This window comes from Kosakonia oryzae (assembly GCF_001658025.2).
GTDB lineage: Bacteria > Pseudomonadota > Gammaproteobacteria > Enterobacterales > Enterobacteriaceae > Kosakonia > Kosakonia oryzae.
On sequence record NZ_CP014007.2, the window covers coordinates 4,536,329 to 4,559,741 of the forward strand.

At 55.0% G+C, this 23,413-nt stretch carries 21 protein-coding genes; 9 read left to right on the forward strand and 12 right to left on the reverse strand.

Annotated features, from left to right (window positions below; translation table 11 throughout):
* Nucleotides 1-130: 130 nt before the first annotated feature.
* The 6 genes from lptD to apaH are packed head-to-tail and all read left to right on the forward strand — an operon-like array spanning nucleotide 131 to nucleotide 6,906.
* On the forward strand, nucleotides 131-2,527 hold the full coding sequence (gene lptD, locus AWR26_RS21480; RefSeq protein ID WP_064568452.1) for an LPS assembly protein LptD: 2,397 nt from the start codon (nucleotides 131-133) through the stop codon (nucleotides 2,525-2,527).
* A gap of 53 nt (nucleotides 2,528-2,580) precedes the next feature.
* Nucleotides 2,581-3,867 carry a peptidylprolyl isomerase SurA gene (gene surA / locus AWR26_RS21485; protein WP_064568453.1) on the forward strand — a complete coding sequence of 429 codons (1,287 nt, stop codon included), beginning with the start codon at nucleotides 2,581-2,583 and terminating at the stop codon, nucleotides 3,865-3,867.
* Nucleotides 3,868-4,854 (forward strand): 4-hydroxythreonine-4-phosphate dehydrogenase PdxA, encoded by a 987-nt coding sequence (gene pdxA, locus AWR26_RS21490; RefSeq protein ID WP_064568454.1) that lies wholly within the window; start codon nucleotides 3,868-3,870, stop codon nucleotides 4,852-4,854.
* Nucleotides 4,851-5,672: a 16S rRNA (adenine(1518)-N(6)/adenine(1519)-N(6))-dimethyltransferase RsmA gene (gene rsmA / locus AWR26_RS21495; protein ID WP_035886538.1), complete on the forward strand. Its 822-nt coding sequence runs from the start codon at nucleotides 4,851-4,853 to the stop codon at nucleotides 5,670-5,672. Before pdxA ends, rsmA begins: the two co-directional genes overlap by 4 nt.
* Nucleotides 5,673-5,675: 3 nt before the next feature.
* The gene (apaG, locus tag AWR26_RS21500; protein WP_043955048.1) at nucleotides 5,676-6,053 is read left to right on the forward strand and encodes a Co2+/Mg2+ efflux protein ApaG; all 378 of its coding nucleotides are present in this window, start codon (nucleotides 5,676-5,678) and stop codon (nucleotides 6,051-6,053) included.
* A 4-nt stretch (nucleotides 6,054-6,057) separates the two neighbouring features.
* Nucleotides 6,058-6,906: a bis(5'-nucleosyl)-tetraphosphatase (symmetrical) ApaH gene (gene apaH, locus AWR26_RS21505; protein ID WP_064568455.1), complete on the forward strand. Its 849-nt coding sequence runs from the start codon at nucleotides 6,058-6,060 to the stop codon at nucleotides 6,904-6,906.
* 35 nt (nucleotides 6,907-6,941) lie between these two features.
* Here apaH and folA read toward each other — a convergent pair whose 3' ends face one another.
* The 7 genes from folA to AWR26_RS21540 all read right to left on the reverse strand — a co-directional run bounded on the left by folA (nucleotide 6,942) and on the right by AWR26_RS21540 (nucleotide 14,112).
* On the reverse strand, nucleotides 6,942-7,421 hold the full coding sequence (folA, locus tag AWR26_RS21510; protein WP_064568456.1) for a type 3 dihydrofolate reductase: 480 nt from the start codon (nucleotides 7,419-7,421) through the stop codon (nucleotides 6,942-6,944).
* Between the two features lie 187 nt (nucleotides 7,422-7,608).
* Nucleotides 7,609-9,471, reverse strand: coding sequence for a glutathione-regulated potassium-efflux system protein KefC (gene kefC / locus AWR26_RS21515; protein WP_064568457.1), 1,863 nt, complete (start codon nucleotides 9,469-9,471; stop codon nucleotides 7,609-7,611).
* A complete protein-coding gene (gene kefF, locus AWR26_RS21520) occupies nucleotides 9,464-9,994 on the reverse strand; it encodes a glutathione-regulated potassium-efflux system oxidoreductase KefF (RefSeq protein WP_007373104.1) in 531 nt (176 codons plus the stop codon). Before kefF ends, kefC begins: the two co-directional genes overlap by 8 nt.
* Nucleotides 9,995-10,116: 122 nt before the next feature.
* Entirely contained in the window at nucleotides 10,117-10,611 is a 495-nt protein-coding gene (locus AWR26_RS21525; RefSeq protein WP_064568458.1) for a heme-degrading domain-containing protein, read from the reverse strand.
* 11 nt (nucleotides 10,612-10,622) lie between these two features.
* Nucleotides 10,623-11,930, reverse strand: coding sequence for an MFS transporter (locus AWR26_RS21530; RefSeq protein WP_064568459.1), 1,308 nt, complete (start codon nucleotides 11,928-11,930; stop codon nucleotides 10,623-10,625).
* Between the two features lie 29 nt (nucleotides 11,931-11,959).
* Complete coding sequence (locus tag AWR26_RS21535) at nucleotides 11,960-12,910, reverse strand: 2-hydroxyacid dehydrogenase (RefSeq protein ID WP_064568460.1); 951 nt, start codon at nucleotides 12,908-12,910, stop codon at nucleotides 11,960-11,962.
* Between the two features lie 209 nt (nucleotides 12,911-13,119).
* Nucleotides 13,120-14,112, reverse strand: coding sequence for a LacI family DNA-binding transcriptional regulator (locus tag AWR26_RS21540; RefSeq protein ID WP_064568461.1), 993 nt, complete (start codon nucleotides 14,110-14,112; stop codon nucleotides 13,120-13,122).
* Between the two features lie 239 nt (nucleotides 14,113-14,351).
* Between AWR26_RS21540 and idnO the strand changes: the two genes are divergently transcribed.
* The 3 genes from idnO to AWR26_RS21555 are packed head-to-tail and all read left to right on the forward strand — an operon-like array spanning nucleotide 14,352 to nucleotide 16,124.
* Entirely contained in the window at nucleotides 14,352-15,116 is a 765-nt protein-coding gene (idnO, locus tag AWR26_RS21545; protein WP_064568462.1) for a gluconate 5-dehydrogenase, read from the forward strand.
* A 10-nt stretch (nucleotides 15,117-15,126) separates the two neighbouring features.
* Nucleotides 15,127-15,657, forward strand: a complete 531-nt coding sequence (locus tag AWR26_RS21550; protein ID WP_064568463.1) for a gluconokinase — start codon at nucleotides 15,127-15,129, stop codon at nucleotides 15,655-15,657.
* On the forward strand, nucleotides 15,654-16,124 hold the full coding sequence (locus AWR26_RS21555) for a YhcH/YjgK/YiaL family protein (protein WP_064568464.1): 471 nt from the start codon (nucleotides 15,654-15,656) through the stop codon (nucleotides 16,122-16,124). Before AWR26_RS21550 ends, AWR26_RS21555 begins: the two co-directional genes overlap by 4 nt.
* A 51-nt stretch (nucleotides 16,125-16,175) precedes the next feature.
* Here the strand turns inward: AWR26_RS21555 and AWR26_RS21560 are convergent, their stop codons facing one another.
* The 5 genes from AWR26_RS21560 to rihC form a co-directional block, all read right to left on the reverse strand.
* A complete protein-coding gene (locus AWR26_RS21560; protein ID WP_043956953.1) occupies nucleotides 16,176-16,406 on the reverse strand; it encodes a YgdI/YgdR family lipoprotein in 231 nt (76 codons plus the stop codon).
* A gap of 269 nt (nucleotides 16,407-16,675) precedes the next feature.
* Nucleotides 16,676-19,900, reverse strand: a complete 3,225-nt coding sequence (gene carB, locus AWR26_RS21565) for a carbamoyl-phosphate synthase large subunit (RefSeq protein WP_064568465.1) — start codon at nucleotides 19,898-19,900, stop codon at nucleotides 16,676-16,678.
* Nucleotides 19,901-19,917: 17 nt separating this feature from the next.
* The gene (gene carA / locus AWR26_RS21570) at nucleotides 19,918-21,066 is read right to left on the reverse strand and encodes a glutamine-hydrolyzing carbamoyl-phosphate synthase small subunit (protein WP_035886544.1); all 1,149 of its coding nucleotides are present in this window, start codon (nucleotides 21,064-21,066) and stop codon (nucleotides 19,918-19,920) included.
* Nucleotides 21,067-21,520: 454 nt separating this feature from the next.
* Nucleotides 21,521-22,342, reverse strand: a complete 822-nt coding sequence (gene dapB / locus AWR26_RS21575; protein ID WP_064568466.1) for a 4-hydroxy-tetrahydrodipicolinate reductase — start codon at nucleotides 22,340-22,342, stop codon at nucleotides 21,521-21,523.
* Nucleotides 22,343-22,480: 138 nt separating this feature from the next.
* Entirely contained in the window at nucleotides 22,481-23,395 is a 915-nt protein-coding gene (gene rihC / locus AWR26_RS21580; RefSeq protein WP_064568467.1) for a ribonucleoside hydrolase RihC, read from the reverse strand.
* Nucleotides 23,396-23,413: the final 18 nt, after the last annotated feature.

Genomic DNA, 23,413 nt, shown 5'->3' on the forward strand with positions numbered 1-23,413 from the left:
CACAGGCGCAGTCTTCTCTCCCTGGCTCGAACGCGGGCAGGATTAAAACTAGCGTTGCAAAGGCGAGTAAGTTAGTCTCAGACCGTTTGCCAGCGTAAAGCCACAGATGACGGAACAACAAATACAACGTATGAAAAAACGTATCCCCACCCTCCTGGCCACCATGATTGGCTCCGCCCTTTATAGTCAGCAGGGAATGGCTGCCGATCTTGCCTCGCAATGTATGCTTGGCGTCCCCAGCTATAATCGCCCGCTGGTGCAGGGTGATACCAATAACCTGCCGGTGACAATCAATGCCGATCACGCAAAAGGCAACTACCCTGACGATGCCGTTTTTACCGGTAATGTCGATATTAATCAGGGGAATAGCCGTTTGCAGGCCGATGAGGTGCAGCTTCATCAACAGCAGCCGGAAGGTCAGACAGACCCGGTACGCACAGTGGATGCACTGGGTAATGTGCACTATGACGATAACCAGGTCATCCTGAAAGGTCCTAAAGCCTGGTCAAACCTGAATACCAAAGATACCAACGTCTGGCAGGGTGATTACCAGATGGTGGGTCGCCAGGGGCGTGGCACCGCCGACCTGATGAAACAACGCGGGCAAAACCGCTATACGATTCTGGATAACGGCTCCTTTACCTCCTGCTTGCCGGGTTCTAATACCTGGAGCGTCGTGGGTAGCGAAGTGATTCAGGATCGCCAGGAGCAGGTCGCGGAGATCTGGAACGCGCGCTTTAAACTCGGCCCCGTGCCAGTGTTCTATAGCCCGTACTTGCAGCTGCCAATCGGTGACAAACGCCGCTCCGGTTTCTTGATTCCGAATGCCAAGTACAGCACCAGTAACTACTTCGAGTTTTACCTGCCGTACTACTGGAACATTGCGCCAAATATGGATGCGACCATCACGCCGCACTACATCCATAAACGTGGCAATATTCAGTGGCAAAACGAATTCCGCTATCTGTCACAGGCCGGGGCTGGCCTGGTTGAATTTGACTATCTGCCGTCCGACAAAGTCTTCGAAGATGAGTATCCGACGGAGAACAACCGCCACCGCTGGTTATTCTTCTGGCAGCATTCTGGTGTAATGGATCAGGTGTGGCGTTTTAATGCTAACTACACCAAAGTCAGCGATCCTCATTACTTTAATGATTTCTCATCGAAATACGGTTCCAGTACCGATGGATACGCTACCCAGATCTTTAGCGCGGGTTATGCAGTAGAAAACTTCAATGCTACGGTATCGACGAAACAGTTCCAGGTATTTAACACCGAAAACAGCAATTCCTATGCTGCCGAACCGCAGTTAGATGTGAACTGGTATCACAACGATTTAGGGCCGTTCGATGCGCATATTTATGGACAGGCGGTGCACTTTACCAACACCAACTCGGACCGCCCGGAAGCGACCCGTGTTCATCTGGAGCCGACGTTAAACCTGCCGGTCTCTAATGACTGGGGCAGCCTGAATACCGAAGTTAAGCTGCTGGCGACTCATTACCAGCAGAGCAATCTTGATACCTATCGTAACTACGCGCAGCAGCAGTACAACAACAACCAGAGTGACACCAACCAGACGGCGCTGGAAGCGGCGAATAAGTTGAAAGATAACGTCAACCGCGTCATGCCGCAGTTTAAGATGGACGGCAAGATGGTGTTTGAACGTGATATGAACTGGGCGGAAGGTTATACCCAGACGCTGGAGCCACGTGCGCAGTATCTGTATGTGCCGTATCGCGATCAGAGCCATATCAATAACTATGACTCAACGCTCTTACAATCCGACTATAGCGGGCTGTTCCGCGACCGCACCTACAGTGGGCTTGACCGTATTGCCTCTGCAAATCAGGTTACTACCGGCGTCACAACGCGCATTTATGATGATGCGGAAGTTGAACGTTTTAACGTTTCTGTTGGTCAAATTTACTATTTCACCGAGTCCCGCACCGGTGATGACAACATTAACTGGGAGAAAGACAACAAAACGGGGTCGTTGGTCTGGGCGGGTGATACCTACTGGCGTATCTCGGATCGCTGGGGTCTGCGCGGCGGCGTGCAGTACGACACGCGTCTGAATGCCATCGCCAACAGCAGTTCGTCATTGGAATACCGTCGTGATGAAGACCGTATGCTGCAACTGAGCTACCGTTACGCCAGCCCGGAATACATTCAGGCAACGCTGCCAAACTACGCGACGTCTGCGCAGTATAAAGATGGTATTTCGCAGGTGGGTGCTGCCGGAAGCTGGCCGATTGCCGACCGCTGGTCGATCGTCGGGGCTTACTATTTCGACACCAATACACACAAATCCGCTGACCAGATGGTTGGCTTGCAGTACAACTCCTGCTGTTATGCTCTCCGCGTCGGCTATGAGCGGAAAATTAACGGCTGGCAAAATGACCAAAGCAAGTATGACAACGTCATCGGTTTCAACATTGAGCTGCGCGGTCTGAGTTCTAACTACGGTTTGGGTACGCAACAAATGCTGCGTTCAAACATTCTGCCGTACCGTAGTTCAATGTGATCTGTTTGATTTGCAACGTAATCCGCATTGCGGTTAATTGAAATGGAAAAGGTATGAAGAACTGGAAAACGCTGCTTCTCGGTATCGCTATGGTTGCGAATACCAGTTTTGCTGCGCCTCAGGTTGTTGATAAAGTCGCTGCCGTCGTCAATAACGGCGTAGTGCTTGAAAGTGACGTTGATAGCATGATGCAGTCCGTAAAGGCTAATGCGGGCCAGGCGGGTCAGCAACTGCCGGACGACGCCACGCTGCGCCATCAGATCCTTGAACGTTTGATCATGGATCAAATCATTCTGCAGATGGGCACCAAAATGGGTGTCAAAGTGACGGACGAGCAGCTTGATGCCGCCATCGCCGACATTGCCAAACAGAACAATATGTCTATGGATCAATTGCGCAGCCGTCTGGCTTACGATGGGGTGAATTACAACACCTATCGCAACCAGATCCGCAAAGAGATGATCATCTCTGAAGTGCGCAACAGCGAAGTGCGCCGTCGTGTAACCGTCCTGCCGCAGGAAGTGGATGCTCTGGCGCAGCAGGTGGGGAACCAGAACGATGCCAGCACCGAGCTGAACCTGAGCCACATCCTGATCCCGCTGCCGGAAAACCCGACGTCGGATCAAGTTAACGAAGCTGAAAGCCAGGCGCGTTCCATTGTCGATCAAGCGCGTAAAGGCGATGATTTCGGCAAGCTGGCGATCACCTACTCTGCCGATCAGCAGGCGCTGAAAGGCGGTCAGATGGGCTGGGGACGCATTCAGGAACTGCCAAGCATCTTCGCTCAGGCGCTGAGCACGGCGAAAAAAGGCGATATCATTGGGCCGATTCGTTCCGGCGTCGGTTTCCATATCCTGAAAGTTAACGATCTGCGCGGCCAGTCTCAGAACATCTCTGTAACCGAAGTTCACGCTCGTCACATCCTGCTGAAACCGTCACCCATTATGAGCGACGATCAGGCTCGCGTGAAACTGGAAGAGATCGCCGCGGACATTAAGAGCGGTAAAACCACATTTGCTAATGCAGCGAAAGAGTTCTCCCAGGATCCGGGCTCTGCAAACCAAGGCGGCGATCTGGGCTGGGCGGCAGCAGATATTTACGATCCGGCATTCCGCGATGCGCTGATGAAGCTGAAACGCGGCCAGATGAGCGGCCCGGTACACTCCTCCTTCGGCTGGCACCTGATCGAAATGCTCGATTCGCGTAACGTTGATAAAACAGACGCCGCGCAGAAAGACAGAGCGTATCGCATGCTGATGAACCGCAAATTCTCTGAAGAGGCGGCCACCTGGATGCAGGAACAACGCGCCAGCGCCTACGTGAAAATCCTGAGCAACTAAATGAAAACACAGCGTGTCGTTATCACTCCCGGCGAGCCCGCCGGGATTGGTCCGGATCTGGTGGTTCAGCTCGCCCAACGCGACTGGCCGGTTGAACTGGTTATCTGTGCAGACGCAACGCTGTTAGCCGACCGGGCAGCACTGCTCGGTCTGCCGTTGCAGCTTCGGGATTACGATCCCGAAGCTGCTGCGGTTGCGCAGCAAGCCGGTACCTTAACCGTGCTGTCTCTCCCGCTGCATGCGCCGGTGACGCCGGGCGTACTCACCCCTCTTAACGGCCCTTATGTTGTGGAAACCCTTGCCCGCGCCTGCGACGGCTGCCTGAACGGCGAATTTGCTGCGCTGGTAACTGGCCCGGTGCATAAAGGGGTGATCAACGACGCGGGTACGCCGTTTACCGGACACACGGAGTTTTTCGAGGAGCGCTCGCACGCCGCCAAAGTGGTGATGATGCTGGCCACCGAAGAGCTACGCGTTGCGCTGGCAACCACCCATTTGCCGCTCAAAGAGGTTGCACAAGCTATTACGCCTGCCCTGTTGCGCGAGGTTATTCATATTCTGCACGGGGATTTGCAGCAGAAATTTGGTATCCGCCATCCACACATTCTGGTCTGCGGGCTGAATCCACACGCAGGTGAAGGCGGGCATATGGGGACGGAAGAGATCGATACGATCATTCCGGTACTGGAAGAAATGCGGGCCAGCGGTATGAATTTGAGCGGTCCACTGCCTGCAGATACGCTGTTTCAGCCCAAATACCTTGATAATGCCGACGCGGTACTGGCGATGTACCACGATCAGGGCCTGCCCGTGCTAAAATACCAGGGCTTTGGCCGCGGCGTGAATATCACCCTCGGTTTACCTTTTATTCGCACATCCGTTGACCACGGTACCGCGCTGGAATTGGCGGGCCATGGAACAGCAGATGTCGGCAGTTTTATTACGGCGCTTAACCTCGCCATCAAAATGATTGTTAATACTCAATGACTAATCGAGTCCATCAGGGCCACTTAGCCCGTAAACGCTTCGGGCAAAACTTTCTCCACGACCAGTTCGTGATCGACAGCATTGTATCGGCCATCAACCCGCAAAAGGGTCAGGCGATGGTTGAAATCGGTCCGGGCCTGGGCGCACTGACCGAGCCGGTTGGCGAACGTCTGGATAAGCTAACAGTTATCGAACTTGACCGCGATCTGGCAGCCCGCCTGCAAACACATCCGTTCCTCGCGCCAAAACTGACAATTTATCAGCAAGATGCGATGACCATGAATTTTGGCGAGCTGTCGCAGACGCTCGGCCAGCCGCTGCGTGTTTTCGGCAACCTGCCGTATAACATCTCCACGCCATTGATGTTCCATCTGTTTAGCTATACTGATGCCATTGCCGATATGCACTTTATGTTGCAGAAAGAGGTGGTAAATCGTCTGGTTGCAGGACCAAACAGTAAGGCGTATGGTCGGTTAAGCGTGATGGCGCAGTACTACTGTCAGGTTATTCCGGTGCTGGAAGTGCCGCCGACAGCTTTCGCGCCGCCGCCGAAGGTGGATTCTGCTGTGGTTCGTCTGGTGCCGCATACTACGTTGCCGCATCCGGTCAAAGAGATTCGCACGCTGAGCCGCATTACCACCGAAGCCTTTAACCAGCGTCGTAAAACCATCCGCAATAGCCTCGGCAATGTATTTACGGTTGAGGTGCTGGCATCGCTGGGGATCGACCCGACGATGCGCGCGGAAAATATCTCTGTTGCGCAGTACTGTCAGTTAGCCAACTACCTGACGGAAAATGCGCCGCCGAAGGAGAGTTAACTCATGATCAATTCGCCCCGAGTTTGTGTTCAGGTACAAAGCGTCTACATTGAGTCTCAGTCAGCTCCCGACGATGAACGTTATGTGTTTGCTTACACCATCACCATCCGGAATCTGGGGCGAACCCCTGTCCAGTTGTTGAAACGCTACTGGCTGATCACCAATGGAAATGGCCGCGAAACGGAAGTGCAGGGCGAAGGTGTCGTCGGTGAACAGCCGCACATTGAGCCGGGCGGCGAATATCAATACACCAGCGGCGCGGTTATCGAGACGCCGATGGGCACCATGCAGGGCCACTACGAAATGATCGACGCGCAGGGCACTGCGTTTCGCATTGCCGTCCCGGTCTTCCGACTCGCCGTTCCAATACTGATTCATTAATCCAATGGCTACATATCTGATTGGTGACGTTCATGGTTGCTATGATGAACTGATCGCGCTGTTAAAACAGGTTGAATTTTCACCAGAGCAAGACACCCTATGGCTTACCGGCGATTTAGTTGCCCGTGGGCCGGGGTCGCTGGATGTACTGCGTTACGTAAAATCATTGGGCGACAGCGTGCGTATCGTACTGGGCAATCACGATCTGCATCTGCTGGCCGTTTTTGCCGGTATCAGCCGCAATAAGCCCAAAGACCGCCTCAATTTATTGCTGGAAGCGCCCGACGCCGATGAGCTGATCAATTGGTTGCGCCGTCAGCCGCTGCTGCAAATCGACGAAGAGAAAAAGCTGGTAATGGCGCACGCCGGGATCACCCCGCAGTGGGATTTGCCGACGGCGATACACTGCGCACGCGATGTCGAAGCGGTGCTGTCCAGCGATTCCTATCCGCTATTCCTCGATGCCATGTACGGCGATCTGCCAAACCACTGGACGCCGGAACTCAGTGGGCTTGCCCGCCTGCGCTTTATCACTAATGCCTTCACGCGTATGCGTTACTGCTTCCCGAACGGGCAACTGGATATGTACTGCAAAGATATTCCCGAGCGTGCTCCTGCACCGCTTAAACCGTGGTTCTCGATTCCGGGACCGGTTTCGCAGGAGTACAGCATCGCCTTTGGCCACTGGGCATCGCTGGAAGGCGCTGGCACACCGGAAGGGATTTACGCGCTGGATACCGGTTGCTGCTGGGGCGGCGTACTGACCTGCCTGCGCTGGGAAGACAAAATGTACTTCACGCAACAGTCAAATCGCCAGATGGATTTAGGAGATGGCGAGGCGATAGCCTCTTAAAGGACTCCCCGGCGGCGACCCGCCGGGGGGACATCTTAGCGGCGCTCGAGGATCTCAAAGCAGTAGCTATGCGAGTTCTGCGCATCAGCATCATGGAATTCGCTAAATACGGATTCCCAGTCGTCCGGCTCGTAATCCGGGAAGTGGGTATCACCTTCCACTTCAGCATCAATGTGCGTCAGGTAGAGGCGCTGCGCCTTCGGCAGACACTGTTCGTAAACTCGCCCGCCGCCGATCACCATGATCTCTTCCACATCGCCGCAGGCGGCAATCGCTTCATCCACGGATTTCACCCATTCGACACGATCGTCAGTACCCGGCTGGCTGCTGATCACAATGTTTTTGCGCCCCGGTAACGGACGGCCGATGGATTCCCACGTCAGACGCCCCATCACCACCGGTTTGTTTAAGGTATTGCGCTTAAACCAGGCGAGATCGGCCGGTAAATTCCACGGCATGGCGTTCTCCATACCAATCACGCGATCCACGGCTAGCGCGGCAATCAGACTGATCATTCATTCATTCCTGGATGCAAAAAAATTGTCGCCACTATACGGAAAGCACAATCTTTCGTCGATGGGGGGCAAGGCAAAGGATAAGAAAATTTTTCATTCTGCTGGCGATACCGCAACCTGTTGCTGCACCGCCAGCTTTCCACTCGCTTTAATTCAAAACGTTACCCGTAAACCAGCCTGAACAGGTTCACGCCTGCGGTTTCACCTCCGGTTCGTCTGCCGGATCGTCCGTATGCCGTCCCTCTTCCGTTCCCTGCCAGCCATGGCGCTGTGTTAACGAAAGATGGGCGCGATCCTCTGCGATGATTTCTGTCAACATGGCGCTGGTGCGCTTAAACACGGCAGCACGCGCCTGCGCATCATTCTCGACCTGCGCCATCTCTTCCACCATCGACGTATTGAAACGGCGGAAATGGTCGGCGCGCTCGCGGGCTTCATAGGCACCTAATCCTAACCCTTCCAGCGCCAGACGCCCGGTTTTCAGCGCCGCTTCGAAGGTTTCACGTTCCGGTCTGTCGACGCCCGCCTGTCGCAGGCGGATATAGTGATCGACATCGCGGGCGCGGGCAATAATGCGCAGATCCGGGAAGTGCTCTTTTGCCAGCTCAGTCAATTGCAGGTTGGCCTGTGGATCATCAATCGCATTAATCAACACCTCAGCACGCCCGGCGCCAGCGGACTCCAGCAGATCGACGCGCGTGGCATCACCATAGAAGACTTTCATGCCGAATTTACGCAGCGTTTCGATATGATCGGGATCGTGGTCAAGTACCACCATTTTCACGCCGCTGGAAAGCAGCAGACGCCCGGCGATCTGACCAAAACGACCAAATCCGGCGATAATCACCCGCGCTTCTTCTTCATCGATCTCATCAGCTTCGCGCTCCTGCTGTGCACCGGCACTCTCCAGCCGTGCCAGCAGCACCAGCAGGACTGGCGTCGCCGCCATTGATAACGCGACGGTCAGCGTTAGCGCTTTCGCCCATTCCGGATCGAGCACCTGCGCGGTTTGCGCGGCACCAAACACCACAAAGGCGAATTCACTCCCCTGCCCCAGCAGCGCGGCAAACCACATCCGCTGTTTACCCGGAACGCGTAACGGGCGGGCGATCAGCCACAGCACCACGCTTTTAATCACCAGGAAACCCACCAGCAACAGCAGGATACGCAGCGGGTGCGTCACCAGCGTACCGAAGTCAATGGACATACCGACGCCAATAAAGAACAGCCCAAGCAGCAGGCCTTTAAACGGTTCGATGTCGCTTTCCAGCGCGTGACGATATTCAGAGCTGGCCAGTAACACCCCGGCAAGGAAGGCCCCCATCGCCATCGACAATCCCGCCTCTTCCAGCAACAACCCAAAGCCAAATACCAGAAACAGCGCCACGGCGCAGAACACTTCCCGCAGCCCGGAACGAGCAACAAAGCGTAGCGCAGGACGCGCGACATAACGCCCAATCAGCACCACCAGCACCAGCGCGCCCACCACTTTCAGCGCTGAAAGGGTAAAAGCGCTTAACGTCATCGCACCGCCGCTGGCCGCCAGCAGCGGAATCATCGCCACCAGCGGGATGGCAGCGATGTCCTGGAATAGCAGCACCGAGAAGGCGCTGCGCCCCATCTGCGAAACCGTCAGGTTGCGTTCATTCATCGCCTGCATGGCAATCGCAGTGGAAGAGAGCGCCAGCGTCAGACCAATCAGCAGCGCCACCGGCCACGCCAGCCCCAGCAGGGCGCAAAACACGCCAAGTAGCAGGCCGCAGCTCACCATTTGCAGCGCGCCGCCGCCAAACACCGAGGCGCGCAACTTCCACAATCGTTGCGGATCCAGCTCAAGGCCAATCACGAAAAGCATCAGCACCACGCCAATTTCGGCGAAATGGAGAATGGATTCGGCATCGGTCACCAGGCGCAATCCCCACGGCCCAATAATGCCGCCGGCAATCAGATAGCCAAGCACCGACCCCAGCCCCAACCGTACGGCGATGGGGACAATCAGCGCGGCCGAACCGAGGTAGATCAGCGCCTGTATTAATGAATGGCTATCCATGTGCCGCCTCCTGCCACTCCAGCAAACGTTGTTTGTAATGACGCGCCTGCGCCTGCAGGGTTTCATCGTCGCAAATAAAGGTACAGTGCACGGCAAAAGGCGGTAACCAGTTCATCCCGCAGTAAATGGCGGTTGCCTGTAACGGCTGCGAAAGCACATCAAAACCGGGGTGCGATCCAATATCAAAATGGTGGTCGCCGCCGCCAGTGGTCACAGCCCACATCACGTTTTTGCCTTTAAGCGCGGTGCCTTCATGACCATAGGCCCAGCCATGCGACAACACTTTATCCAGCCAGAGTTTCAGTAACGGCGGAACGCTGTACCACTGCATTGGATGCTGCCAGATAACCAGCGAAGCGCGGGAAAGCGCCTCCTGCTCGGCGGCCACATCAATATTAAAGTCAGGGTATAGCTCATAGAGAGAACGGATTTCGACGCCTTCCAGCGTCCTTGCCTGCTCAATCATTCGCTTATTCGCATGCGAATGCTGCGGATAAGGATGGGCATAAATTATAAGGATCATCGATCAACCTGTTTTTCACTGCGCTCTTTTGCTTGAGAGTGTAGACAGTTAATCGTCCGGCTTAAAGCGACAATCTGTGCGGGAATGGCAGGTGCAACCCACGCACCTGCCAGTGAAGGGAGTTATATCGGAGGGACGAGCGTCAGTGGCGCGACATTCAGCCTCTGTGCCAGCGTAGTCAGCACAAGGTTATGATCATCACGCTGCGGTGCGCCCGAGACCGTCACCGTACCAATCAGGCAACCGCTGGTCAGATAAAGCGGATAACTGCCGCCAAATGCTGCATAGTCTCGCGCATTCACGCCATAACGTTCACTCAACGTCGTACCACGGGATTGCAGCATCAACCCGGCAGCCCAGGAGCTGATGCCGAGAAAATCCACCAGATTACGTTTACGCCGTACCCAATCCACATTTTCTGCCGTCGCGCCGGGCATTAGCGCGCTGAACAGGCACAGTTGATTGACCCGGATCTCAATTGCCAGCGCATAATCGCGGCGCAGTGCCGCCTGGTATAACGCATTCCCCAGCGTCCAGGCATCCGCATAATCGAAGGCCGGAAAGCGCAATGTGGCACGGTGGCTTTCGCATAATGCGATCTGTTGCTCCAGTGTCATGGTGCTCTCCGCTATGCACGATGCGGCTGATCGTCGCTGCTGACCAGAACCCGATCATCGGCTTGCAGATCGCATTTCTTCGGCAACAGGAAGGTGATCGTCCCGGCAATAATCAGTGAACCCGCCAGGGCGCAGACGGCCACATTCTGCCCATAAAAGTAGATCATCACGCCGACCAGATACGGGCCGCAGAAACCGCCCAGATTGCCCAGACCGTTGATCACGCCACGCGCGCTACCGGCCACTTCCGGCGAGGCAATTCTTCCGGGAATAGACCAGAATGGGCTGGTCGCCGCCTTGAGGAAGAAACCGCACATCACCAGCGCAATATAAGCCGCCACCACATGTTCACGTAACAATACCGAAGCCAGCAGTGAGGCGGCGAAACAGTACAGGGAGAGACGCACCCAGGCGCGACGTTTACCGCTGCGATCGCTGAACAGCGAGATGGTATAGATCCCGGCAAGCGTGGCAACAAAAGGTAAGATCGCCAGAACTCCGACCCCAGCCATATTGGCGCCAGTCAGATTTTTCAGGATCGTCGGCAGCCACAGTGTGTAGCCATAATCCCCGGTCTGGTAGAAGAAGTTGAGCACCACCAGCTTCATCAGACCGGCATTGCGAAACACATCTTTTACCGGCGCATTGCTGACCGCCTCTTCCGCCAGCCGCGCTTCGCGCTCGCGCGCCAGCGTGGTGACCAGATATTCGCGTTCGCTGGCTGGCAACCAGTGCGCCTCTTCCGGCCGATCGCTGATCAGCCGCCACCACACCAGCAGCACCACCAGTGAAAGCAGCCCTTCGATGATAAACAGCCAGCGCCAGTCGAGCGCCGCGATGATCGCCCCGGAAACCGGCGCGGTCAGCATGCCGCCAAGCGGGGCAAACATCATGACAAACGCATTCGCCCGGCCCACCTCTTTTTCCGGGAACCAGTTGCTGACCATCGTCAGCACCACCGGCAACATTCCACCTTCGGAAACGCCGAGGATAAAGCGCAGTACCAGCAGTTGATACTCATGCGTTACGAAGCCGGTGGCGACAGAAACCACCGCCCACGCCAGCAGCGACCAGGCGATAAAACGCTTGCCGCTGCCGTTTACCGCACTACGCCCGCCGGGAATTTGCAAGAACAGATAACCGATAAAAAAGATCCCGCTGGCGACGCCAGCCATCTGGCTGGTGATGCCTAAATCCGCTTCCATACCGCCTGGCAGCGCGAAGCTGATATTAACCCTGTCCATAAACGAAATAATGCAGGCAATAAGCACAGGCGCAATGATCCGCCACCAGCGCGTGCCGGGTATTTTAGTGTTCATATATTTTCTCTCTGAGGCAGAGGTGAGGATCAGGCAATCACATTGGGCAGCGGTGCCTGAGCAAAATAAGCGGCAACGTTGGCGTACACCACATCGCTCATTTTTTGTCGGGTTTCATGCGTTGCGCTGGCAACGTGCGGTTGCAGTACAACGTTGTCGAGCGCGATCAGCCCTGCCGGGACATTCGGTTCATCTTCATAAACGTCCAGACCAGCACCGGCGATAACACCGTTTTGTAGCGCGTGGATCAATGCCGTTTCATCGACCAGTGAACCGCGCGCGATATTAATTAACCAGGCATGTTTCGGCATCACATTAAATACTGAGGCATCGATCAGTTTGTGGTTTGCTGCTCCGGCAGAAGCCGCAATCACCAGAAAATCGCTCTCATGAGCGAGGGTATGCAGATCTGCACACCAGTGATAATCCAGCCCGACAATCGGCTGCCGGTCGTTGTAGAGGATCTCCATATCGAAACCGCTGGCCCGACGGGCGATGGCCTGGCCGATATTGCCCATACCGAAGATGCCAATGCGTTTGCCGCTGACCTGCGTTGCCAGCGCTGGCGCAGAAATTAACCAGCGCCCCTCGCGGACAAAACGATCGCCCTGGCAGAGCTGACGCGCCCCCGCCAGCAGCAACCCCATCGCCAGATCGGCCACCCCTTGCGTTAACACGCCAGAGGTGATGGTGACAGCAATATTGCGTTTGCGGGTGTAGTTCAGATCAACGGCATCAGTACCTACCCCGAACAGTGCCACCAGCCCCACCTGCGGCAAGGCTTCCAGCACATGATGGGTGACGCCGATATCGCCTCGCGTCACGACGACCTGAATATCGGCCCCAACGCGTTGCAGAAAAGCCTCTGCGTCAGCTTGTTCATAAAGGCGATGCACCGTGAAAGCAGTGGAGAGGCGATCGAGCAGGCTGTCTACAACAGGAGCGATCAGCAGTACGGTCTGGTTCGTTTTTGTATTCATCGTGATACCTGTTTGAAAGTTTCAGTACGTCCTGGGTCTTATCAAACGGGTTTTCGGCGGGTATTTTTGCGATCTCCATCACGCTGAATTGTGTTAAAAAAACGTGTTACCTTCTTCGTGATCGGCGCGGGTAAAATGCCGCATTCCCCCTGAAAAGGTGCGACATAAGCACAACAAAATACTAACAACAGCCCGCGCGACAGAAAGGTTCAGATGGTTTCGCCCATCGACAGGCGATAGTGCAAATCGACGTGTTCAATGGTTGGCAACCCTTTGATTTTCTTGAGCAGGATTTCGGTCGCGACCTTTCCCATCTCAAAGCGGGGGGTCAAAACGCTGGCCAGACGTGGGCTGATAACCTGCCCAATCTCCAGACCGTGGAACCCGGCAATCGCGATCTCAGCAGGCACTTTGATCCCGGAAGTAAGGCACTCCTGTAACACCCCAACGGCAAGGTCGTCGTTAGTACATAAAATACCGTCCATATCCGGGTACATTTGCCGCGCCAGCGTCATCATGCCGGTACCGATAGAAATCGAGGACACCTTATTTGGCGCAATGCGTCCGACCGGTAACCCCTGCGCTTCCATCGCCTGGCAGTAACCGTTATAGCGTTGCTCGTCGCGCACGTCAGACATCGAGCCGAAGTAGATAATGCGCCGCTTGCCGCTGGCCAGCAGCATGGTGGTCATATCAAAACCGGCCTTCATATTGTCGAAACCGACATTGATCCGATCGGCATTCGACGACAGCCCCATCACTTCGGCAATCGGAATTTTGGCCGCTTTCAGATACTTTTCCGCCCGCAGACTATGAACCGACTCAGTAAGCAGCAACCCTTTGACATTAAAGGCTAAAACCGTAGCAATTTGCTCCTCTTCGCGCTGGCTGTCGTAGTCATAATTGACCACCAGCGTCTGGTAACCCTGCGCAGAAGTGACCGATTCAATCCCGGCGAGCAAGTCGGCAAAGATTTGATTATTAAAAGAGGGGATCAGCACGCCGATGCGCGGCAGCACGTTGGCAGACATCGCCGGGTTATCCGGGTCGGGTTGGTAACCCACTTCAGCAATGACGCTGGCGATCCGCTCAGCCGTGTCGGGCTTCACCTTTTCCGGCGTGCGCAGATAGCGGCTGACCGTCATTTTAGTTACGCCCGCCAGCGCAGCGATATCATGCAAAGTAATACGTTGTGCCTTCATGGTTGCTACCTGTCCTGACGCCAGCCCGAGCCCGTTATTATGCCCCTTGTCGCCGAAAAAGAGAATTGCCCAGCCGCGCTGCAACGTGCAGTTAACTGCCGGATTGCCCTCAGTTTTCCGCCCGGCTTCACACTAAAAGTAACCCCTTTTCGTAACATGGATTTGAGTGATCTGCGTCACAGTTCAGCGAGGGTAAAAACCGTGAGATAGAGGCCACATCATTCGCTCAGGAAATACCAATGAACGATCTTTTCAGTTTAAACGGCAAACGCATTTTAATTACCGGCTCTGGTCAGGGGATCGGTTTTGTTATGGCGCAGGGGCTGGCACAGTACGGCGCGGAAATCATTATTAACGATATCTCTGCGGAACGCGCCGAACAGGCCGCGATGAAACTGCGCGATGAAGGCGCAACCGCGCATGTCGCGGTATTCAACGTGACCGATGCCGAATCCGTTGAGCAGGCGATTGACAATATTGAACGCCATATCGGCGCCATCGACGTGCTGTTCAATAACGCAGGCATCCAGCGTCGTCATCCTTTTACCGAGTTCCCGGTGGATGAGTGGAACGCGGTTATTGCCGTTAACCAGACCGCCGTTTTCCTGGTATCGCAGGCCGTCGCTAAACGCATGATGGCGCGCCAGCAGGGCAAAATCGTCAACATCTGCTCAATGCAGAGTGAACTGGGCCGCGACACCATTACGCCATATGCCGCCGCGAAAGGCGCAGTGAAAATGCTGACGCGCGGCATGTGCGTTGAACTGGCGCGCCACAATATTCAGGTCAACGGCATTGCGCCTGGCTATTTTAAAACCGCCATGACGCAGGCGTTGGTGGATGACAAAGCATTCACCGACTGGTTATGCAAACGCACCCCTGCCGCACGCTGGGGCGATCCGCAGGAGCTGGTTGGCGCCGCGGTGTTTCTCTCCTCCAAAGCCTCCGACTTCGTTAACGGACATTTACTGTTCGTCGATGGCGGCATGTTGGTTGCAGTGTAAGGAGCGCATGATGGCTGGTCAGTGCGTGATTTTAATGGGCGTCTCCGGTACCGGGAAAAGCACGGTAGGTCTGGCGCTTGCGCAGGTAATGCAGGCGAAGTTTATCGATGGTGACGATCTGCATCCCCGACAGAATATTCGTAAAATGGCCTCGGGCCAGGCATTGGATGATGACGATCGCCTGCCGTGGCTGGAACGCCTTTCCGACGTTATTTTTAGTCTGGAACAGAAAAATGAATCTGGCGTGCTGGTCTGCTCGGCGCTGAAAAAACGCTATCGCGACCAGCTTCGCAGAGGCAACAACAATCTCTGTTTTCTCTGGCTCAAAGGAGATTACACCTGCGTGCTGGAGAGAATGCGCCAGCGCCAGGGGCATTTTATGCCCGAAGCGCTGCTGCAAAGCCAGTTCGCCGCGCTGGAAGTTCCCGCCGATGACGAACCCGACGTTCTGGCGGTGGATATCGCACCGCCGGTGGCCACCATCGTTTCGCAAAGCCTTTCCCTGTTACAAAACTACGTTAACCAGGATGCCCCCGCATGATCATTGATACCTTATCCGCTGGCGCGATGAATCCGCTCTATCCGGCAGTTATTCGCCAGACGCTCCAGGCCATTCTCGATAAGAAACCGCACTCGCTGGCGGCGGGAAAATATCCGTTGCAGGGCGACAGCGTTTTCTTCTCAGTGGTTGAAGGGCATACCCGGCTGCTGGCTGAGCAGCGCCCGGAATTTCATCGCCAATATATTGATATCCATATTGTATTAAGCGGTGAAGAGGTGGTTGGCGCGGGCGTGGCCGGCTTACCGCTTGAACTTAGCGAGCCGTTTAATGACGCGTACGATCTCGGTTTTTGTCAGCACATTGCCAGCGAGACGCTGATCCATTTACAGCCTGAAGAACTGGCAATTATCTTCCCGCTGGAGCTACACCGCCCAATGTGCAGCCTGACGTCGCCCGCCGTGCTGCGTAAAATCGTGGTGAAAATCGACGCCGCACTGCTGAAATAAGCGCATAAAAAAGTCCCGCCGCAGCGGGACTCCTTCTCACAGCAAGCCGGATCAGTTATCCAGCTCACTCATGTTTTTCACCTGGTCACGGTTAATCTGCTCGGTTTTACCGGTTTCAGCATTTTTATAGGAAACCATCCCGGTGTCATCATCCACCTTCGGTTTACCATCGGTCACAATGGTGCGGCCATCCGTGGTGCGAACTGCCTGATTTGAAGAACAACCGGCAACGGTGAACAGCGCTGCGGCAGTAAAAATCGACGTCATCAGAAGTTTGTTCATTTGCATGGTTATCTCCCTGCTTTCAGTGAATTTCATTTGTCTGTTAACCCATTTTAGGTTAACGCTCTGTAAGCGTGGGGAAATGCAGAACCTTCTGAAGGTTGGCAATAACAGAAAGCTGTTGTAAGTCGGATAAGGCAACGCCGCCATCCGGCGACTAACCGCAACGCAGGAGCAGGATCATGCCTGATGGCGCTTCGCTTATCAGGCCTACAAAACGTAGAAGTCGGGAAAGGAAAACCGGCCCGCGAAACGGGCCGGTGTCAGGCTTACTTGCGGATTTGCGCGTGCATTTCCTGCACGGAAATCACTTTCTCGGTGGCATCCGCATTCAGCGCCATCGCGGTGGCAAAGCCGCCGTTCAGCGTGGTGTCGTAATGCACTTTGTATTGCAGCGCGCTGCGGCGAATCAGTTTGGAATCCTCAATCGCCTGACGGCCTGCCGTGGTGTTGATAATGTAGGTGTACTCGCCATTCTTGATACGATCCTGAATGTGCGGACGACCTTCATGCACTTTGTTCACCAGGCGCGGGTTGATACCGGCTTCGCCCAGCACAATCGCTGTACCGTGGGTTGCATCCAGTTCAAAGCCCTGTTTCAGCAGCTTAGCCGCCAGATCCACTACGCGCTCTTTATCGCCTTCGCGAACAGAGAGCAGTGCGCGACCGTATTTCTTCATCGTCGAGTTGCTGCCGAGCTGCGCTTTGGCAAAGGCTTCAGCGAAGGTGCGCCCGACGCCCATCACTTCACCGGTAGAGCGCATTTCTGGGCCTAACAGCGGGTCAACGCCAGGGAACTTGTTAAACGGCAGCACCACTTCTTTCACTGAGTAGTACGGCGGGATGATCTCTTTGGTGTGACCCTGCTGCGCCAGCGTTTTGCCGGTCATCACGCGCGCCGCCACTTTCGCTAACGGCACGCCGGTCGCTTTGGAGACGAACGGTACAGTACGCGCCGCACGTGGGTTCACCTCAATCAGGTAAACTTCGTTGTCTTTCACCGCGAACTGCACGTTCATCAGACCGCGAACCTGCAACTCGAACGCCAGTTTCTGCACCTGCTGGCGCATCACGTCCTGAATTTCCTGGCTCAGCGTGTAAGCCGGCAGGGAGCAGGCGGAGTCGCCGGAGTGAACGCCCGCTTGTTCGATGTGCTCCATGATGCCGCCAATCAGCACCATTTCACCATCGCAGATGGCGTCAACATCCACTTCCACCGCATCATCGAGGAAACGGTCAAGCAGAACCGGCGCATCGTTGGAAACGCTGACCGCCGTCATAAAGTAGCGACGCAGGTCGGCTTCGTCATAGACGATTTCCATCGCACGGCCGCCCAGCACGTAGGATGGGCGCACCACCAGCGGGTAACCAATCTCTTTCGCCTTTTCTATAGCCTGCTCAATCGCCGTGACGGTGGCGTTCGCTGGCTGTTTCAGCTTCAGACGGTCAACCGCCTGCTGGAAGCGTTCACGGTCTTCCGCACGGTCAATCGCATCCGGGCTGGTACCGATAACCGGCACGCCCGCAGCTTCCAGCGCACGCGCCAGTTTCAGCGGTGTCTGGCCGCCATACTGCACGATGACGCCTTTCGGCTTCTCGACACGAACGATTTCCAGCACGTCTTCGAAGGTCACCGGCTCAAAGTAGAGGCGGTCAGAGGTGTCGTAATCGGTCGAAACGGTTTCCGGGTTACAGTTAACCATGATGGTTTCGTAACCGTCTTCACGCAGCGCCAGCGACGCATGTACACAGCAGTAGTCGAATTCAATGCCCTGGCCGATACGGTTTGGACCGCCGCCCAGCACCATGATTTTTTCGCGATCCTGGCTCGGGTTAGCTTCACACTCATCTTCATAAGTGGAGTACATATAAGCTGTATCCGTGGCGAACTCTGCCGCACAGGTATCCACACGTTTGTAGACCGGGTGCAGATCGTACTGATCGCGCAGTTTACGGATTTCCGCTTCGCGTACGCCAACCAGTTTCGCCAGACGCGCATCAGCAAAGCCTTTACGTTTCAGGGTGCGCAGGAAGTCTGCGTCCAGACCGTTAATGCCCACCGCAGCAACCTGCTCTTCCAGACGCACCAGCTCTTCAATCTGCACCAGGAACCAGCGGTCAATATTGGTCAGGTTGAACACGCCGTCGATGGAGAGACCCGCACGGAATGCATCGGCGATATACCAGATACGCTCTGCGCCTGCGTCTTTCAGTTCGCGGCGGATTTTGGTCAGCGCTTCCGGATCGTCAAGGCTCACTTTCGGGTCAAAGCCGGTCGCGCCCACTTCCAGACCGCGCAACGCTTTCTGCATCGATTCCTGCTGCGTGCGACCAATGGCCATCACTTCACCAACGGATTTCATCTGTGTGGTCAGACGGTCATTGGCGCCGACAAATTTCTCGAAGTTGAAGCGCGGAATCTTGGTCACAACGTAGTCGATGGACGGTTCGAACGACGCCGGAGTACGACCGCCGGTGATGTCGTTCATCAATTCATCCAGCGTATAACCCACCGCCAGCTTGGCTGCCACTTTCGCAATCGGGAAGCCGGTCGCTTTTGAGGCCAGCGCAGAAGAGCGGGATACGCGCGGGTTCATTTCAATCACAATCAGACGACCGTTTTTCGGGTTCACCGCGAACTGTACGTTGGAGCCGCCGGTTTCCACCCCGATTTCACGCAGTACCGCCATCGAGGCGTTACGCATGATTTGGTACTCTTTATCGGTCAGGGTCTGTGCTGGCGCCACGGTGATGGAGTCACCGGTGTGGATCCCCATGGCGTCGAAGTTTTCAATCGAGCAGACGATGATGCAGTTGTCGTTTTTATCACGCACCACTTCCATCTCGTACTCTTTCCAGCCAATCAGCGATTCATCAATCAGCAGCTCATTGGTTGGCGAGAGATCCAGCCCGCGGGCGCAAATCTCTTCAAATTCTTCACGGTTATAGGCGATGCCGCCACCGGTGCCGCCCATGGTAAAGGAAGGACGGATGATGCACGGGAAACCCACGTCAGCCGCGACGGCCAGCGCTTCGTCCATGGTATGTGCGATACCGGAACGCGCGGTGTCGAGACCGATTTTCTTCATCGCAATGTCGAAACGACGGCGATCTTCTGCTTTATCAATCGCATCGGCGGTCGCGCCAATCATGGTGACGCCGAACTCTTCCAGCACGCCCTGACGTTCCAGTTCCAGCGCACAGTTCAGCGCGGTTTGGCCGCCCATCGTTGGCAGTACGGCATCCGGACGCTCTTTTTCGATGATTTTGCGTACCACTTCCCAGTGGATTGGCTCGATATAAGTGGCATCCGCCATCTCAGGGTCGGTCATTATTGTCGCCGGGTTGGAGTTCACCAGGATAACGCGGTAACCCTCTTCGCGCAGCGCTTTACACGCCTGCGCGCCGGAGTAGTCGAACTCACACGCCTGGCCGATAACAATCGGACCAGCGCCAAGGATCAGGATACTTTTTATGTCTGTACGTTTTGGCATGGCTCTTCTTCTCCTGATTATTTGGCGGTGTTGCGATACTGCTCAATGAGCTCAATAAAATGGTCAAACAGCGGTGCGGCATCGTGCGGCCCCGGGCTGGCTTCCGGGTGGCCCTGGAAACTGAACGCCGGTTTGTCGGTGCGATGGATGCCTTGCAGCGTGCCGTCGAACAGCGATTTGTGCGTCACCCGCAAATTGGCAGGCATTGAGGCTTCATCTACGGCAAAACCGTGGTTCTGCGCGGTGATCATCACGGTATTGTTATCAATATCTTTTACCGGATGGTTGCCGCCGTGGTGGCCGAATTTCATCTTCATGGTTTTCGCGCCGCTCGCCAGCGCCAGCAGTTGATGGCCAAGACAGATGCCAAACACCGGAATATCCGTTTCAAGGAAGGTTTTAATCGCCTCAATCGCGTAATCGCACGGCGCCGGGTCGCCAGGACCGTTGGAAAGGAAGATACCGTCCGGATTGAGCTTCAGTACGTCTGCCGCCGGGGTTTTCGCCGGTACGACCGTTAAACGGCAACCGCGATCGACCAGCATACGCAGGATATTACGTTTCGCGCCGTAGTCGTAAGCGACAACGTGGAACGGTAATTCGCTCGCCGCTTTCGCCTGCGGCAGCTCGCCTGCCAGCGTCCAGCTGCCTTGCGTCCAGCTGTAGGTTTCCGCTGTCGTCACTTCTTTTGCCAGATCCATTCCGTTCAGGCCCGGGAATGCTTTCGCTTTCTCCAGTGCCACTGCGGCATCGACATTATCGCCGGCAATGATGCAGCCGTTTTGCGCGCCTTTTTCGCGCAGCAAACGCGTCAGCTTACGGGTATCGATATCGGCAATCGCCACAATGTTATGGCGCTTCAGATAAGAAGAGAGGTCTTCGGTATTGCGGTAATTACTGGCAATCAGTGGCAGGTCGCGAATGACCAGGCCTTGCGCATGTACCTGAGAGGATTCTTCGTCAGCGGAGTTGGTGCCGACATTGCCGATATGAGGATAAGTAAGAGTGACGATTTGGCGGGAATAGGAAGGATCAGTGAGGATTTCTTGATAACCGGTCATTGAAGTATTGAAAACGACTTCCCCAACTGCCGTGCCCGTTGCCCCAATGGCCCGACCGTGAAACTGGGTTCCGTCTTCCAGAACCAATAGCGCTGACTTAATCAAAACGTCCTCCAGAGAATATTCACTCACTTTATTTGCATATTAATTCATATTGAGATGATCAATCAATGCAAATTTGCTGGCCGTGGATTTTTGGCAAACGGCGGCATTCTGGAGAGATGTCGGTTAAAAGTCAACTTTTCTCACATATTTTTCTTAGTCTTTTACGCCACTGCCCTTCATTACTGGATTTAACAGATAAAAAGATCAAAAAAAGCAGCCACGAAAACGCTTTCGTAGCCAGAAAACTTCAAGAGAGGCGTTCCAGGCACAAGAAAGTAGACCAAATGGTCAAAATTTACATTTCAGCGCGAAAAAAACAGACGATAAGTGAAGATTAGACCATTCTGGCCTGAGAAACCGGGGAAAAAAGAGAAAATAAAAGGGCAATAAAATACTGCCCTTTGCAATCAAGTAATTACGACTGCAACAACCACATCACGATGGGTAATAACTCTTACAAATTGTTGAGATCAAGCACATCTCGCATATCAAAAAGCCCATTATGCTTTCCTTTCAGCCACAAAGCGGAACGCACGGCACCATTGGCGAAAGTCATGCGGCTGGATGCTTTATGCGTAATTTCTACACGTTCGCCAATATCGGCGAACATAGCGGTATGTTCGCCGACGATGTCACCTGCACGTACTGTGGCAAAGCCAATCGTGCCAGCGACGCGCTCACCGGTATGTCCTTCACGTGAATAAACCGCACACTCTTTTAAATCTTTATTCAGCGACTTCGCGATGGCTTCGCCCATCGCCAGCGCCGTGCCCGACGGCGCATCAACTTTGTAGCGGTGATGCGCTTCAATGATCTCGATATCGGTGTAATCGCCCATCACTTTCGCTGCTTTCTCCAGCAGCTTCAGCATCACGTTTACGCCAACGCTAAAGTTCGCCGCGAAGACAATCGCGATATCTTGCGAGGCATCGCTAATTGCCTGTTTGCCCGCGTCGTCAAATCCGGTCGTGCCAATCACCATGCCTTTGCGCTGCTGGCGGCAAAAGGCCAGATGCGCCAGCGTCCCTTCCGGGCGAGTAAAATCAATAAATACGTCGAAATCGTCTTTCACTGCATCAAGACTGCTCTGTACCGTAACACCGGTTTTCGCCGTACCGGCCAGTTCACCCGCATCGACACCTATCAGGGAAGATCCTTCACGTTCCAGTGCCGCGCCAAGCGCCACGCCTTCCATAGCCAGTGTGGCCTGGATCAATTGGCGGCCCATACGCCCGCCAGCACCCGCGATGGCTACGCGGATTGGTGCATCATGCATAGTTGTACTCTTTTGTTAAAAAAATGCGTAAGAATCGTTTCCAGATTAACCAGCCCACGTCGGGGCCACCAGCCGAAAACACCGATAATTAGAAATTAATGATATACAGCCGAAAATATCAGTAAAAGGCATGATTCATTAGGGCGCGAGCGCCAGCACTTCTGCCACCCAGTGACGAAAACCCTCCACATCAATATCCAGCGCAACCTGTGCATTTGGTTTCTGCTTCAGTTTGCCGTCGATATCTACCACCGTCGTGCCAGAGGTGTATTGCCCCTGCGTCTCCACCGCCACAAAACAGGATTTCAGCGTAAACAGTTCAGGGCGGGCCAGCCAGGCAATCGCGCAGAGATCGTGCATGCGCAGCCCGGTTGCCATGCTACCGCTACGATAGTGACTAAACAGCGCGTGCAGCATATGCCCGGTTTTGTTGAGCGCGGGTAACGTCGCGAGGAACTCAGGCGTCAGCGTCGCCCGATTCGTGACATCCAGCCCGCACATCACGATCTCAAGGCCGCTCTGAAACACACGGGCAGCAGCTTCGGGATCGATAGCAATATTGAATTCAGCATTTGGCGTGAAGTTACCCCGCCCGGCTGAGCCGCCCATCATCACCAGTCGACGGATATTGAACTGGCACTCCGGGTAGTGCGACAGCAGCAGCGCGATATTGGTCAACGGGCCGATGGTCACCAGCGTAACGGGTTCAGCAGATGCCATCAGCGTATCGCGTATTGCCTGAAATGCTGGTTTAGCCAGCGGCTGGCGCTGATGCTCGATAAAGTCGTAGCCATCCATGCCGGACTCCCCATGCACTTCGGCGGCGCTATGCAGCGGGCGCAATAAGGGTATCGCCGCACCTTGTGCCAGCGGGATATCGGCCTGCCAGAAGTTGAGCAGTTGCAAGGCGTTGCGAGTGGTTTTTTCCAGCGAGACATTACCGGCAACAGTGGTGATCAGTTTGAGTTCGCACTGCGGCGCATACAACGCGGCAGCAATGGCAACGGCATCGTCAATACCCGGATCGGTGTCGAGAATCATTGGCAAACGCATAGTGCCTCCTGAAGTGAA